Source organism: Microbispora sp. NBC_01389 (assembly GCF_045040095.1).
GTDB lineage: Bacteria > Actinomycetota > Actinomycetes > Streptosporangiales > Streptosporangiaceae > Microbispora.
Window position 1 is genome coordinate 5,429,200 of sequence record NZ_CP109552.1, and the last position, 15,246, is coordinate 5,444,445.

Annotated in this window: 11 protein-coding genes; 4 read left to right on the forward strand and 7 right to left on the reverse strand. The window is 69.5% G+C overall.

The genetic code is table 11. The annotated features are described in order from the left end of the window. From OG344_RS23870 to OG344_RS23880, 3 genes are read right to left on the reverse strand one after another with little or no spacing between them, the layout of a single operon-like run. Entirely contained in the window at nt 1-828 is an 828-nt protein-coding gene (locus OG344_RS23870; RefSeq protein WP_405084983.1) for a carbohydrate ABC transporter permease, read from the reverse strand. Continuing rightward, complete coding sequence (locus tag OG344_RS23875) at nt 828-1,805, reverse strand: carbohydrate ABC transporter permease (protein ID WP_405084984.1); 978 nt, start codon at nt 1,803-1,805, stop codon at nt 828-830. Before OG344_RS23875 ends, OG344_RS23870 begins: the two co-directional genes overlap by 1 nt. Nucleotides 1,806-1,807: 2 nt before the next feature. After that, nucleotides 1,808-3,079: an ABC transporter substrate-binding protein gene (locus OG344_RS23880; protein WP_405084985.1), complete on the reverse strand. Its 1,272-nt coding sequence runs from the start codon at nt 3,077-3,079 to the stop codon at nt 1,808-1,810. Between the two features lie 188 nt (nt 3,080-3,267). On the opposite strand from OG344_RS23880, the gene OG344_RS23885 reads away from it, so the two are divergent. Next, nucleotides 3,268-3,987, forward strand: a complete 720-nt coding sequence (locus OG344_RS23885) for a FadR/GntR family transcriptional regulator (protein ID WP_405084986.1) — start codon at nt 3,268-3,270, stop codon at nt 3,985-3,987. Nucleotides 3,988-4,381: 394 nt separating this feature from the next. Further along, nucleotides 4,382-5,986 (forward strand): ThuA domain-containing protein, encoded by a 1,605-nt coding sequence (locus tag OG344_RS23890; protein WP_405084987.1) that lies wholly within the window; start codon nt 4,382-4,384, stop codon nt 5,984-5,986. Between the two features lie 83 nt (nt 5,987-6,069). Here the strand turns inward: OG344_RS23890 and OG344_RS23895 are convergent, their stop codons facing one another. After that, nucleotides 6,070-7,869, reverse strand: coding sequence for a ricin-type beta-trefoil lectin domain protein (locus tag OG344_RS23895; protein ID WP_327045506.1), 1,800 nt, complete (start codon nt 7,867-7,869; stop codon nt 6,070-6,072). 647 nt (nt 7,870-8,516) lie between these two features. On the opposite strand from OG344_RS23895, the gene OG344_RS23900 reads away from it, so the two are divergent. Next, complete coding sequence (locus OG344_RS23900; RefSeq protein WP_405084988.1) at nt 8,517-11,018, forward strand: ATP-dependent Clp protease ATP-binding subunit; 2,502 nt, start codon at nt 8,517-8,519, stop codon at nt 11,016-11,018. A 31-nt stretch (nt 11,019-11,049) separates the two neighbouring features. After that, complete coding sequence (locus OG344_RS23905; RefSeq protein ID WP_405084989.1) at nt 11,050-11,637, forward strand: hypothetical protein; 588 nt, start codon at nt 11,050-11,052, stop codon at nt 11,635-11,637. Here the strand turns inward: OG344_RS23905 and OG344_RS23910 are convergent. The 3 genes from OG344_RS23910 to mmsA all read right to left on the reverse strand — a co-directional run bounded on the left by OG344_RS23910 (nt 11,634) and on the right by mmsA (nt 15,219). Beyond that, nucleotides 11,634-12,206, reverse strand: a complete 573-nt coding sequence (locus tag OG344_RS23910) for a TetR/AcrR family transcriptional regulator (RefSeq protein ID WP_405084990.1) — start codon at nt 12,204-12,206, stop codon at nt 11,634-11,636. The genes OG344_RS23905 and OG344_RS23910 overlap by 4 nt on opposite strands. 278 nt (nt 12,207-12,484) lie before the next feature. After that, nucleotides 12,485-13,681: a multiple monosaccharide ABC transporter permease gene (gene mmsB, locus OG344_RS23915; protein ID WP_405089160.1), complete on the reverse strand. Its 1,197-nt coding sequence runs from the start codon at nt 13,679-13,681 to the stop codon at nt 12,485-12,487. Between the two features lie 2 nt (nt 13,682-13,683). Then, nucleotides 13,684-15,219, reverse strand: a complete 1,536-nt coding sequence (gene mmsA, locus OG344_RS23920; RefSeq protein WP_405084991.1) for a multiple monosaccharide ABC transporter ATP-binding protein — start codon at nt 15,217-15,219, stop codon at nt 13,684-13,686. Nucleotides 15,220-15,246 lie beyond the last annotated feature (27 nt).

The window sequence follows — 15,246 nt, forward strand, 5'->3', positions numbered from 1 at the left end:
TCAGCCCTTCGTGGAACCGGCGGTCACGCCGTCGGCGATCTGCCGCTGGAGGAACAGATAGATCATCAGAACCGGCACGGCGGCGATCAGGACTCCGGAGGCGAAGGTGGGGATGTCGTCGGAGTACTGCCCGCGCAGCGAGGTGACCCCGACCATCAGGGTGCGGTGGTCGGCCGAGTTCATCGTCAGCAGGGCGATCAGCACGTCGTTCCAGCAGAACAGGGTGTCGAGGATGCCGACCGACAACAGCGCCGGAGTGCCCAGCGGGATCATGATCCGACGGTAGACGCCGAAGACGGTGTTCCCGTCGATCCTCGCCGCGTCGACGATCTCCATCGGGATCGTCGTGTAGTGGCTGGTCATCAGGAAGACGGTGAACGGGAGCCACTGCGCGACGTAGGCGAGGATCAGACCCGGGTAGGTGTCGATGAGACCGGTGTCCGCCATGACCCGGGCGAGCGGCACCATGATCACCTGGAACGGGACGAACAGCGCCGCGAGACAGCCCAGGAAGATCACCCTGGAGCCGCGGAAGCGCAGCCGGCTCAGCGCGAAGCCCGCCATCGACCCGAGCAGCAGCAGCAGGGCCACCGAGACCGTCACCACGAGGAGCGAGTTGGCGAAGTATCGCGCCATGCCGGCGTCGGACCAGGCCGTGCCGATGTTCTCCCAGTGCGGGGAGTTCAGCGGGGCGAACCGGTCGAGGACGTACTCGCGCCGGGTCTTCATGGCCACGTTGGCGGTGAACACCAGGGGGTAGACCGTGGCCAGCGCGAGGGCCGCCATCGGCACGGCGGCCACCCAGCCGCTGAGGCGCCTTCCGCGCATCAGTCCTGCCTTCCCGCGCGGCGGAGCAGGCCGACCTGCGCCAGTCCCACCACGAGCATGATGAGGAAGAGAACCGTCGACGCGGCGGAGGCCAGCGCCGGGCGGTTCATCTGTCCCTGCTGGATCCAGATGTAGTACTCCGGCAGGTACGTCGACCCCTCCGGGCCGCCGCTGGTCATGACGTACAGCAGGCCGAACATCGACGTCAGCATCCCGATCATCGTGGTCACGAGGACGAACGCGATGGTGCGGGACAGGCTCGGGATGACCACGTGCCAGATGGTCCGGGCCAGTGACGCGCCGTCCATCTGGGCGGCGTCCAGCAGCGAGGGGTCGAGGGTCGAGAACCCGGCGAGGAAGACCACCAGCGCCATCCCGAACGTCGCCCACACGTGCACGCCGACGACGGTGAACATGGTGACGCCCGGGTCGCCGAGCCAGTCGACCGGGCCGATGCCGACCACGCCGAGCACGGTGTTCAGCGGGCCGTCGAAGGCGAGCATCAGATTGAAGATCGAGCCGACGATCACCGGCGAGAGCACGGCGGGGAAGAAGTAGACGCTGCGGAACACCCGGTGCCCGGGGACCCGCAGGTAGATGAACGTCGCCAGCAGGCCCGGGATCGCCACCGCCACGGGCAGCAACAGAACGAGCAGCCCCACGTTGCCCAGCGCGGTGCGGAACAGCGGATCGTCGGCCAACTCCAGGTAGTTGTCAAGTCCGACGACCGCTCCGTTCTGGTCGCCGTCGCCGGTGAAGGAGAAGTTGACGCCGAGGAGCAGCGGGTAGAGCCGCAGCCCCAGGATGATCAGTACGGCCGGGGCCACCAGGATGTACGGCGCGAAACGCTCCGAGCGCGCCGCCCGCCGGGAGTGCGCTCCGGCGGCCCGGTGGCCCGCCTGCCGGGTGGTGTCCGGACCACCGGCCCGCCCGGGCGCACCCGGGCGGACCAGCGGGGAGGAGCCTCCGATGGGCACGGTCAGCTCGCCTTGTCGGCCGCGGCCATCTGGTCCATCGCCTTGTCGACGGTCAGCGACCCGCTCAGCAGCTTCTGCGACACCCGTCCCATCAGGTCGAGCGTCTTCGAGGACAGCGCGACGTGCAGGGCGGGCTTACCGCTCTTGAGCGCCGCCACGATCGTGCTGACGGCCGGGCCGGACTGCGACGTGTCGATCGTGGTGTCGGAGGCGATCGCGCCGGCCTTGGCGTAGAACGCGGTCAGGGCGTCGGTCGACGTCAGGGACCGCACCAGGTCGGCCGCCAGCTTCGGGTCCTTCGTCCACTTCGCGATCCCGTAGCCGATGCCGCCGTCGTAGGCGAGGCCCGGAGTGGCTCCGTCGGTCACGACCGGGGCCGGCATCACGCCGATCTTGTCGGGCGGCAGGAACTCGGCGAAGTCCTTCCAGTGCCCGATGTCCGACATCAGCCCGATGACGTTGGCGGCCTTGCCGGACTGGAAGATCGCCCACGAGTCGTTGAACATCGCGGTCGAGTTGGCCCCGGCGTTGTTGTAGCCCTTGTCGTTGACGTCCTTCCACAGCGTGAAGATCTGCTTCACGTGGGGAGAGGTCCAGTCGCGCTTGCCGGCGATCCAGTCGTCGTACTCCTGGGGCGTCAGCACACCCGAGCCCAGGCCCGAGAGGAAGAACTGGATGCCGAAGCCTTCCTTGTTGCCCAGGGCGAAGCAGCTCTTCCCCGCCTTCTTGACGGCGGCGCAGTCGGTCATGAGCTCGTCCCACGTCGCGGGCGGCTTGGCCGGGTCGAGCCCCGCCTTCTCGTAGATCTCCTTGTTGTAGTAGATCGGGTGTCCCTGCAGCGTCACCGGCGCGGCGTAGACCTTGCCGTCCTTGCTGAACGCGTCCCAGCCCGCGAGCCGCTGGCGGTCCTCGGCGACGTACTCGTCGATCGGGAGGAGCGCGTCCACGCGGTCACGCAGCTGCCCGCCTCCGTTGAAGAGCATGACGTCCGGTCCCGTGCTGGACTGGATGGCCGTGCCGAGCAGGGTGTAGTACTGGTCGAAGGGCTGGGCCACGAACTCGACCGTCACGCCCGGGTGCTTCTTGGCGAAATCGGCCTTCGCCTTCTCGATATAGGAGGCCGCGGTCGCGTCGCCCGACTTCCAGTCCCAGACCACCAGCTTCGAGGGGGTTCCGGAACCGGCAGGTGAGGGAGCCGTTCGGGTGGCGCTGCCACATCCCGACACGGTCAGCCCCGCGACCAGGACGGCCGACCACAGTGTTCGCTGCTTCATGGCTGTCACTCTCCAGAGCGTGGCCGGTTGACCCGGCCGTCTGCGGCGAGAACGTAACTCGTATGACGTCTGACGTCAATACCGCTGACATATACTCGCTGATGGCGTGCTCTCCCCGCAGGCCATCGGAGGATGAGATGACGGCATCGCAGGGAACGGCCCGTGAAGTACCGTCGCCTCCTGCCTGGGTGCGGCGACCGGCGAGTCTCGCCAAGGCGGTGACGGCGGAGCTGGTGGAGCGCATCGTGCGCGGCGTGCACCCGTCGGGGACGCCGCTGCCCCCCGAGCCCGCGCTGTGCGAGGCCTTCTCGGTGAGCCGGACCGTGGTCCGCGAAGCGGTGAAGATCCTGCAGGAGAAGGGCCTGGTGCAGGTGCGCCAGGGCGCCGGCACCATGGTCACCCCGTCGACGTCCTGGGACATGCTCGACGAGCTCGTCCTCACGGCGACCATCGCCGAGGACGAGAGCCTGGCGATCCTCGACGACGTCGTCGTCACCCGTCGTGTGCTGGAGGCCGACATGGCCAACGTCGCCGCCCGCCTCGCGGACCAGGACACCGTCGACCGGCTCCGCGCGCTGGTCGACCGGATGGACGAGCTCGTGGACGACCACCTGACGTACGAGGAGCACGACCGCGTCTTCCACGACGTGGTCATGCGGGCGTCCGGGAACCGCATCGCCCGCGGCGTGGTCCGCTCACTGGAGAGCCAGGTCGTCAACACCGCGCGCTACATGGGCCGGTCCGAGCGGGCCCTGTGCGTGGCCTCCAACCTCGGCCATCGCCGCATCTACGAGCGCATCGCCGCCCACGACCCCGACGGCGCGGCCAAGGCGATGTTCAACCACATCACCGACGCCTGGCTGGTCCGCCGCGGCGGCCCCGCCGATCCCGTACGCCTGGAACGTTAGAAGAGACCCGGCCAGGTCCCGGGGTGAAGAGTGCGACACATATGAACGCTTCATGAGGGGGCGACGACCCTCGGCCGGCGCATCCCCGCGCTGACCAGAGCGGGTGCCGACGGTGACCGGGTGCGGTTGTGCGGAGACCGGAATGAGTGGGCTTACGGTCTTGACGGTCCCGACACACGCGAACTAACTAGTAGCTGATCCCTCCGGGGCTCTCCTTCCGGGCCGGCCCACTTCGACGATCCGCACACGCCGTGCGCCGCCGCACGCCGCTCGTCCCGACGGCGGGCCTCCCCTCACAGGGCGTGACCTGACCACACCTGGTGCGGACCCGGCACCGCCCCCACGACACCAGGAAGAAGGGGGCACCGCCGGGCGCCGCGACGAAAGGACACCCATGCCGAAAGCCGCAAAGGTCTTACTGAGCGTGTCGGCGGCGGCCGCCGCGCTGGTCGCGAGCGTGTCGCTCCCGACCGCCGTCCACGCCGCCGACCCGGCCTACAAGGTGCTCGTCTTCTCCAAGACGGCCGCGTTCCGGCACGACTCCATCCCCACCGGCATCCAGGCCATCCGTGACCTGGGCGCGGCGAACAACTTCACCGTCGACGCCACCGAGGACGCGAACGCGTTCAGCTCGGGCAACCTCGCGCAGTACAAGGCCGTGGTCTTCCTCAGCACCACCGGCGACGTGCTGAACAACTCCCAGCAGACCGCCTTCCAGTCGTACGTGGACGGCGGGGGCGGTTACGTGGGCGTGCACTCGGCGGCCGACACCGAGTACGACTGGCCCTACTACGGGCAGCTCGTGGGCGCCTGGTTCAACAACCACCCGGCGATCCAGCAGGCGACCGTCAGGACCGAGGACGCCACGCACCCGGCGACCTCGGGCCTCGCGGCGGCGTGGTCGCGGACCGACGAGTGGTACAACTACCGCACCAACCCGCGGTCCACGACCCACGTGCTGCAGACCCTGGACGAGACCAGCTACAGCGGCGGGACCATGGGCGACCACCCGATCACCTGGTGCCACCCGCAGGCGTCCGGCCGGTCGTTCTACACGGGCATGGGTCACTCGATCCAGTCCTACTCCGAGCAGGGCCTCCGCACGGTGCTGCTGGGCGGCATCAGATACGCCGCCGGGGTGGTGCAGGCCGACTGCGCCCCGCCCGGCAACGGCAACGGCACGACGGTCGAGGCCGAGTCCTACACCTCGCAGTCGGGAGTCCAGCAGACCACCCAGAGCACGGCCGGCGGCGGCAAAGCCGTTGGCTTCATCGAGAACGGCGACTGGGTGGGCTACTCCTCGGTCAGCACGGCGGGCGCGACCGGGTTCACCGCGCGCGTCTCCTCCGCCGGCTCGGGCGGCACGATCCAGATCCGCGCCGGCTCGCAGACCGGGACCCTGCTCGGCCAGGTCGCCGTGCCGGTGACCGGCAACTGGGACACCTTCACGACCGTGTCCACGACCCTCAACGGGTCGGGGTCGGGGCCGCTCTTCCTGGTCTTCACAGGAGGGTCCGGCTACCTGTTCAACGTGGACTCGTTCTCCCTCACCAAGTCCGGCTCCAGCCCGAGCCCGAGCCCGAGTCCGAGCCCCAGCGCCAGCCCCACTCCCACCAGCCAGACGGTCGAGGGTGAGGCGTACACCGCGCAGTCGGGCCTGCAGCAGGCGAACCACGCCACCGCCAGTGGCGGCAAGACCGCCGGCTACATCAACAACGGCGACTGGGCGGCGTACTCACAGGTGAACACCCAGGGTGCGAAGACGTTCTCGGCGCGGGTGTCCTCCGGCGGCTCGGGCGGGACGATCCAGATCCGGTCCGGGTCGCAGAACGGGACGCTGCTCGGCCAGGTCGCGGTCACGTCCACCGGAAGCTGGGACACCTTCGCGACGGTCTCGACCACCCTGACCGGCTCCGCGTCCGGGCCGCTGTACCTCGTCTTCACCGGCAGCGGCACCGGCTACCTGTTCGACCTCGACACCGTCACCGTCACCAGGTGACGCGGACCCGATGACCCGGACGAGATGACCTGCGGCCCGGCGGCGAGGACGTCTCGCCGCCGGGCCGTCTCACCGGGGAGGGGTCAGCTCCGGGTCCACTTCTGGCTGGTCGTGCCGGTGCAGGACCACAGCTGCACCTTCGTGCCGTTCGCGGTGCCGAAGTTGCTCGCCTCCAGGCACTTGCCCGACTGCACGCCGGTGATGGTGCCGTCGGAGTTCACGTTCCACTGCTGGTTGGCCTGCCCGTTGCAGTCCCAGATGATCGCCCGGGTGCCGTTCGCGCTGCCGCCGGCCTCGGCGTCCAGGCACTTATTGCCGTACACCTGCAACTGCTTCGACGAGGTGTACGTCCACTGCTGGTTGGCCTGGCCGTTGCAGTCCCAGAGCGACAGCTGCGTGCCGTTCGTCTGCGACTGGCCCGGTACGTCCAGGCAGCGGCCCGCGTTGACGTTGCGCACCGCCGTCGCCCCGCCGCCCGGAGAACTCGGAGAAGCCGACGGCGACGGACCCGAGGTGTCGGGGGGCAGGAGCGTGACGGTGTAGGTGTCGTCGACGCTCGTGTGCGGGACGTTCACGGTGGCGTTGTTGTTCGACACGTTCACCACCGTGTTCTGCACGGTGACCGGGCCGGTGACGGCGCCGCCGCCGCTGTAGGGGATGCGCTCCACGACGACCCGCACCTGGTTGTTCTGCACGATGCCGCTGGTGGTGTCGAGGCGCTGCAGGTTGACCGCGACGTTGCCGGTCGTGCTGCCGCCGCCGACCAGGATCTTGGCGTTCCCGGTGTCCTTGGTGGCGAAGGCGTCGTAGTTCGAGCTGGGCGTGACGGAGGCGATCTGGCCGGTCTGGGAGCCGTAGAAGCGGTAGACCCACCATTCGCCCTTCGGCGAGTACTGGCCGGCGGAGTTGTGGGTCAGGAGGTTGCCGAGGTCGTTGTGCAGGTTGTTCCCGCCCGCCCAGTTCGCGCGCAGGCCGTCGGCGCCGGCCCGCTCCAGCCGGGCGATGTACCAGGCGCCGTCACCGGGGTTCTGCTCGTTCGAGGCGCCGTACTCGTTGATCTGGTACGGGCGGGGGTGGGCGATGCCCCGGGAGTTCAGCGTGGTGTTGGCCGTGTTGACGTTCGCCACCGGGTCGCCGGGCAGCGAGTGCCAGCTGACGATGTCGGGGACGACGTTGTTGGCCTTGACGTAGTCGAGGTACTGCGTCCACCAGCCGCCGGTGGACGGCACGCCCGCGAAGCTCGGGCCCACGATCAGCTGGGACGGGAACGCGGCGCGGATGCGCTGGTAGGCGCGTTTCCACATCTCGAAGTACTGCGACTGCGTACGGTTCCAGAACAGGGTGATGTTGGGTTCGTTCCACAGATCCCACTGGACGGGCGCACCCGTCGCCTGCACGTCGTTGATCAGGCGGGTGAGGAAGTTGTCGTAGTCGGTCCAGTTGCCGTTGTCGCCGGGGAAGCGGGAGATGGGATAGCCGTCGGCACCCCAAAGGTCGTGCACCAGCAGCACGAACTCACCGCCCAGCGAGCGGGTGCGCAGGAGCTGGGCCCGGGTGGCGTTCCACCGCCGGTCGTACTTGCCCGACACCCACCCACCCGGGCTGTCGAGCTGCGCGCCGCCGGCCCGCATGTAGCGGAACTTCACGTCGCGGAAGTAGTTGTCGGCGGGCGCCGCGCCGTTCTCGGTCATGCCGTAGATCCACCCAGACGCCCGGTAGGTGGGGGAACCGTTCGTGACGGAGAAGTTCACGGTGATGGACTCGTCGGCGGCCTGGGCCGGCCCGGCGGCCGCGAGGACGGACGCGGCGGCCATGGCCGTGGCCGACAGCAGTGCGGCGAGGCCGTGGCGACGCCGGCGTCGCGTACGGGGGGTGGTGTCCACTTGCGACTCCTTGGACAGAGGGGTGTTGGGGTTGTTCTCGGAAGCTGGATGGGGCGAGTGGGAAACCGAACCTCTCCCGGGGCTTCCCGGACGCCGTCGCGGAGCGGTTCCCGGCGGGCCTCACCGGTGGCCGCGCCGCAGGCGCGGCGGAGGCGTCCGCCGGATTCATCGAATCGATTCGTCAGGAAGCCTAGGCTTGCCTCTGAGTTGATGTCAATGGCGGGTGTCCTGTATGTGTACGGCCCGTTTCCCGGCCAGCTTCGCGGCGTGCGATCCCGTGGACCGGCACCGGTTTCATCGCATGAAACTTCCATCGAACCGGTTAGAGACGTGCTGCGGTGATGGGGGAGGATGCAGGCGACGCCGGTCGGTTGTCTCCGGGCCTCCGCCCGGTCCGGTGGTTACGCTTGGCGCGAAAGAACCGCGGGGCGCCAGCGCCCCGCCCGGGCTTCCCCCGCCTGCCGCCGGGCCGTTCGCGCCGAAGACGCGCAGCCCACGGCGGGTGTCCCGGTGACGGGCCGGGCCACGCCCGCTCGTCCGCCGGGCCGATCCTCGTGTTCCGTGCCGGGATTGCGGAGGACCTTACCCGGGACCAGGCAACTAGAGTGAAGACTCCGATTCCTGGCTCAGCTTCGGAGGGAGCCGACATGTTCGAGAGGTTCACCGACCGTGCGCGGCGGGTTGTCGTCCTGGCCCAGGAAGAGGCCCGGATGCTCAACCACAACTACATCGGTACCGAGCACATTCTTCTTGGGTTGATCCATGAGGGCGAGGGTGTGGCGGCCAAGGCTCTGGAGAGCCTTGGGATCAGCCTTGAGGGGGTGCGCCGCCAGGTCGAGGAGACGATCGGCCAGGGGCAGTCGGCGCCGTCGGGGCACATTCCCTTCACTCCGCGTGCCAAGAAGGTGCTCGAGCTGTCGCTTCGTGAGGCGTTGCAGCTTGGGCACAACTACATCGGCACCGAGCACATCCTGCTGGGTTTGATCCGGGAGGGTGAGGGTGTCGCGGCGCAGGTGCTGGTGAAGCTGGGCGCTGACTTGAACCGGGTGCGGCAGCAGGTCATCCAGTTGCTGCACGGTTACCAGGGCAAGGAGCCGGCGGCGGCGGGCGGGCCGCAGGAGGCGGCGCCGTCGACGTCTCTGGTGTTGGACCAGTTCGGGCGGAACCTGACCCAGGCCGCGCGGGAGGGCAAGCTCGACCCGGTGATCGGCCGGGAGAAGGAGATCGAGCGCGTCATGCAGGTGCTGTCGCGCCGTACGAAGAACAACCCGGTGCTGGTCGGCGAGCCCGGTGTGGGCAAGACCGCGGTGGTGGAGGGCCTGGCCCAGAAGATCGTCAAGGGTGAGGTGCCCGAGACGCTGAAGGACAAGCAGCTCTACACGCTGGATCTGGGCGCGCTGGTAGCCGGGTCGCGTTACCGCGGCGACTTCGAGGAGCGCCTGAAGAAGGTCGTCAAGGAGATCCGCACGCGCGGCGACATCATCCTGTTCATCGACGAGCTGCACACGCTCGTCGGCGCGGGCGCCGCGGAGGGCGCCATCGACGCGGCGAGCATTCTGAAGCCCCCGCTCGCGCGTGGCGAGTTGCAGACGATCGGCGCCACGACGCTGGACGAGTACCGCAAGCATGTGGAGAAGGACGCGGCGCTGGAGCGCCGGTTCCAGCCGATCCAGGTGGCCGAGCCGAGCCTGTCGCACACGATCGAGATCCTCAAGGGCCTGCGGGACCGTTACGAGGCGCACCACCGGGTGTCGATCACGGACGGTGCGCTGGTGGCCGCCGCGACGCTGGCCGACCGCTACATCAGCGACCGGTTCCTGCCCGACAAGGCGATCGACCTGATCGACGAGGCCGGGTCGCGGATGCGGATCCGCCGGATGACCGCGCCGCCGGACCTGCGCGAGTACGACGAGAAGATCGCCGACGTCCGGCGCGAGAAGGAGTCCGCGATCGACGCGCAGGACTTCGAGAAGGCCGCCGCGCTGCGCGACCAGGAAAAGCAGCTGCAGGTGCGGCGGGAGCGCCGGGAGAAGGAGTGGAAGGCCGGCGACATGGACGTCGTGGCCGAGGTCACCGAGGAGCTCATCGCCGAGGTGCTCGCGGTGGCCACCGGCATCCCGGTGTTCAAGCTCACCGAGGAGGAGTCGCAGCGGCTGCTCCGCATGGAGGACGAGCTGCACAAGCGGATCATCGGCCAGGACGACGCCATCAAGGGGTTGTCACGGGCGATCCGCCGCACCCGCGCCGGTCTGAAGGACCCGCGCCGTCCGGGTGGCTCGTTCATCTTCGCCGGGCCGTCGGGTGTGGGGAAGACCGAGCTGTCCAAGGCGCTGGCGGAGTTCCTGTTCGGCGACGAAGACGCGCTGATCATGCTGGACATGTCCGAGTTCATGGAGAAGCACACCGTCTCGCGGCTGTTCGGCTCCCCGCCCGGCTACGTCGGGTACGAGGAGGGCGGCCAGCTCACCGAGAAGGTGCGGCGCAAGCCGTTCTCGGTGGTGTTGTTCGACGAGGTCGAGAAGGCCCACGGGGACATCTTCAACTCGCTGCTGCAGATCCTGGAGGACGGTCGCCTGACCGACGCCCAGGGCCGGGTGGTCGACTTCAAGAACACCGTCATCATCATGACGACCAACCTCGGCACCCGGGACATCTCCAAGGGCGTGGGGATGGGCTTCTCGAAGGCCGACGACAGCGAGTCGAACTACGACCGGATGAAGGCGAAGGTGCAGGAGGAGCTCAAGCAGCACTTCCGGCCGGAGTTCCTCAACCGCGTCGACGACATCGTGGTCTTCCACCAGCTGACGCCCAAGGAGATCATCCAGATCGTGGACCTGATGCTCGCCCAGGTGGCCGAGCGTCTCAAGGACCGCGACATGGGCCTGGAGGTCTCCGCGGCGGCCAAGCAGGTGCTGGCCGACCGGGGATACGACCCGGTCATGGGCGCCCGTCCGCTGCGCCGGACGATCCAGCGGGAGCTGGAGGACACCCTGTCGGAGAAGATCCTCTACGGCGAGCTGCGGCCGGGCCAGGTCGTGAAGATCGACATCGAGGGCGAGGGCGACAACGCCACGTTCAGCTTCACCGGCGAAGCCGGGCCCTCGCAGGTGGCCGGCGGGGCGGCTCCCGCCGCGCTGCCCGCCCGCTGACCACGCGCCCCCGGGCCGGAAGACGGGACACATGCGCGAAGACCAGGCATTCTGGATCGACGCCCGCTCCGACCGGGAGCGCGCACGTGGTGGTGACAGCCGCTTCACCGAGCTGCTGCGCGACAACATCGGCGCGTTCGACGGCGTCTGGGGCGACATCGCCCCGGTCGCGTTCGCCTGCGCCGCCTGGCGGGTCGCCACGCCTCCCGTCGCCTCGCCGGGGTTCGTGCGGTGGCATCGGCGGGTCCTTTCGGCCTCGTGCGCGCGCAACGGCTGGGACGGGTCGATGATCGCCCGGATCGGCCTGGTCGCGCCGCCGCCCGCGGCGCTCACGGCGTCGCGGGCCTGGTGGCGCGACCGGGGCTGGGAGGGCTGGCCGGAGGTCTTCGGCCAGTACGTCGAGCCCGCCGAGCGGGATCTCACCAAGATCCCGTTCGTCCGGCCCGTCCTGCTCGTGGACGCGCCGCTGCCGCTCGACGACCTCCCCCCGGCGCCGGACGGCCCCGCCGAGGACCTGCCGGAACTGGCCCACCGGGCCCTGGTTGTGCTGGTCCGGGAGCTGAACCGGCTGGTGGGCCCGATGATCGCACAGATCGAGAGCCCGGGCCGCCCAGGCTAGGGCGACTCGGGGGCGGGGGAGGGGCGCAGCCCGTCGAGCACGACGGCCAGGGTGCGGTCGCGGACCTCGGGGGACCAGCCGGCGTGCGGCGACGCCTGGCACAGGCCGGTCAGCAGCGCCAGCACCTCGGGGACCCCGACGTCCCGCCGTACGACTCCCGCCCGCTGGGCCCCGGCGAGTAGCCGCGCCACGGCCTCGCGCAGCGCGTCGACGGGCTCGGCCACGGTGACCTCGGCGCCCGCCTCGGTCAGCAGATCGACGACCGTCCGCTGCTCCGCGGCCTGACCGATCACCCAGCTGAAGAACCGGAAGAACGCGGTGGCCGGCTCGCCCGTGCGCGCCAGATTCCCGGTCTCCGTGGCGACGCGTACGGCGAGCACCTCGATGATCGCCTGGAGGAGCGCATCCTTCGTCGGGAAATGGCGGAACACGGTCCCGATGCCCACTCCGGCCTTCCGCGCGATCTCCTCGGTGGAGGCGGACGGCCCCTTGAGCGCGAACACGACCTCGGCGGCCTCCAGGATGCGCTGCCGGTTGCGCCGGGCGTCCGAGCGCAGCGACCTGGTCATGGAACCCCTCGCGCCTCGCCGCTCTCCGAGCGGGTGCCCGCGCCGCTCAACAGGAGCTGTGACTCCGATTGTAGGGGACACCCCACGGCGACGCGGAGAGCCGTCCGCCCCGCCGGGACGGAGCGTGTCGGGACGACGACGCCGGCCGGACACGTACGACATGTCCGGCCGGCGCCTCGGGTTTCCGCGCGCCGCGGGAGGCAGCGGCACGACCACCGGCACCAAGAGTGGCCGTCACCCTCGGTTCGCGGTCGTCCCGGGCTACCCGCGTCCTCCCGTCACTTCGACTTGTTCTTGTTGTAGACGTCGAAGGCCACGGCGAGCATCAGCACGCCGCCCTTGATCGCCTGCTGCCAGTCGACGCCGAGGCCGAGCAGCGACATGCCGTTGTTCATCACGCCCATGACCAGGCCGCCGACGATGGCGCCGACCACGCTGCCGACGCCGCCCGACGCCGAGGCGCCGCCGATGAAGGCCGCGGCGATGGCGTCGAGCTCGAAGTTCGTGCCCGCCTTGGGGGTGGCCGCGTTGAGCCGGGCGGCGAACACCAGCCCGGCGAGGGCGGCCAGCACGCCCATGTTGACGAAGACCCAGAACTTCGTCTTCTTGGTCGCGATGCCCGACAGCGCGGCCGCGCGCTCGTTCCCGCCGACCGCGTAGATGTGCCGGCCGACCACCGTGCTCGTCGTGACGAACGAGTACGCCGCGGTCAGCACGATCACCACCAGGCCGACGATCGGCAGGCCCTGGTAGACCGCGAGGACCCAGGCGAACGCCCCGATCACGGCGACGATCGCGACGGCCTTGAGCACGAACCACTGCGGGGCGGGCACGGCGAGGCCGTACTCACGCCGCCGGGCGCGCGAGCGCCAGTCGTTCCACACGATCACCGCGGCCCCGGCGAGCCCGAGCAGCATGGTCACCAGGTGCAGGTCGCCGGCGCCGAACTCCGGCACGAAGCCCGAGCCCAGCTGCCGGAACCCGGAGGGGAACGGCGCGATCGACTGCCCCTGCAGCACGACCATGCTGAGGCCGCGGAACAGCAGCATGCCGCCGAGTGTGACGATGAACGCCGGGATGCGGGCGTAGGCGATCCAGAAACCCTGGAACGCCCCGATCAGCCCACCCGTGACGAGCGCGCCGACCACGACCAGCGGCCACGGCAGGCCCCAGTTCACGATCGCCACGCCCGTGACCGCGCCCACGAACGCCGCCACCGAGCCGACCGACAGGTCGATCTCCCGGTTGATGATCACCAGCATCATGCCGATCGCCAGCACCAGCACGTAGCCGTTCTGCATGATCAGATTGGTGACGTTCAGCGGTTTGAGCAGGATGCCGTCGGTCAGGATCTCGAACAGCACGACGATGACGACCAGCGCGGCGATCATCCCGTACTGCCGGAGGTTCCCCCGCAGGCGGGGACCGGCCGACCCGCCCGAGGACGCGGGGGTGGTCGCCGGGCGGTCCACCACGGTCATCGGGCCACCGCCGGTGTGTTCGTCATCAGCCTCATGACAGCCTCCTGTGTCGCTTGCCGCCGTCCGAGCTCACCGGTGATCCGCCCCTGGCTCATCACGTAGATCCGGTCGCACATGCCGAGGAGCTCGGGCAGCTCCGAGGAGATCAGCAGTACGCCCTTGCCCTCGGCGGCGAGCCCCTGGACGATCGTGTAGATCTCGTACTTCGCGCCCACGTCGATGCCCCGGGTGGGTTCGTCGAGAATGAGCACGTCGGGGTTGGTGTACATCCACTTGCTCAGCACGACCTTCTGCTGGTTGCCGCCGCTGAGGTTGCCGGTCTTGGTGAAGACGCCGGGCGCCTTGATCCGCAGCCGGTGAAGGAACCCCTCGGCGTCGGCCACCTCCCGGTGCAGGTCGATGACCGAGCGCCGCGAGACGCGGTGCAGGTTGGCCAGCGTGACGTTGCGCCGGATGTCCTCCTCCAGCAGCAGGCCGAGCTCCTTGCGGTCCTCGGTGACGTACGCGAGGCCGGCCGCGATCGCGTCGCCCACCGTGGCCAGGTGCAGCTCGCGGCCGTCCTTGCGGAGCGTGCCGCTGATCCGGGTGCCGTACGATCGGCCGAAGACGCTCATCGCGAGCTCGGTGCGGCCGGCGCCCATGAGCCCCGCGATCCCCACGATCTCGCCGCGCCGCACGGTGAGGCTCGCGTCGCGGACGACCTGCCGGTCGGGGACCGTGGGGTGGAAGACGTTCCACCCCTCGACCTCGAACAGCACGTCGCCGATCTCCGGGGTGCGCGGCGGGTAGCGGTGGTCGAGGTCGCGCCCGACCATGCCCCTGATGACGCGGTCCTCGTCCACCCCGTCGGCGACGTCGAGCGTCTCGATCGTCCGGCCGTCCCGCAGGATCGTGATCGCGTCGGCCACGGCCATCACCTCGTTGAGCTTGTGCGAGATGAGGATCGAGGTGATGCCGTGGTCGCGCAGGTCACGCAGGAGCCGCAGCAGGTTCTCGCTGTCGGTCTCGTTGAGCGCGGCGGTCGGCTCGTCGAGGATGAGCAGCTTCACGTCCTTGGCCAGGGCCTTGGCGATCTCGACGAGCTGCTGCCTGCCCACTCCGAGCGCGTTCACCGGGGTGTCCGGGTCCTCGCGCAGGCCCACCTTCTCCAGCAGGCGCACGGTCTCGTCCGACGTGGCGTGCCAGTCGATGATCCCGCGCCGCGCCCGCTCGTTGCCGAGGAAGACGTTCTCCGCGATGGACATGCCCGGGATGAGCGCGAGCTCCTGGTGGATGATGACGATGCCCGCCGCCTCGCTCTGCCGCAGGCCGCGGAAGGCGCAGGGGTGGGAGTCGAGGAGGATCTCCCCCTCGTAGCTCCCGTGGGGGTAGACCCCGCTGAGCACCTTCATCAGCGTGGACTTCCCGGCGCCGTTCTCGCCCACAAGGGCGTGGACGGTCCCGCGCTCGACGTCGAAGTTCACGTCGTCGAGCGCGCGGACACCGGGGAACTCCTTGGTTATCCCCCGCATCCGGAGGATATGGTCGGGCATCGGAGCCCCTTTCGTGCCGTTGAACCG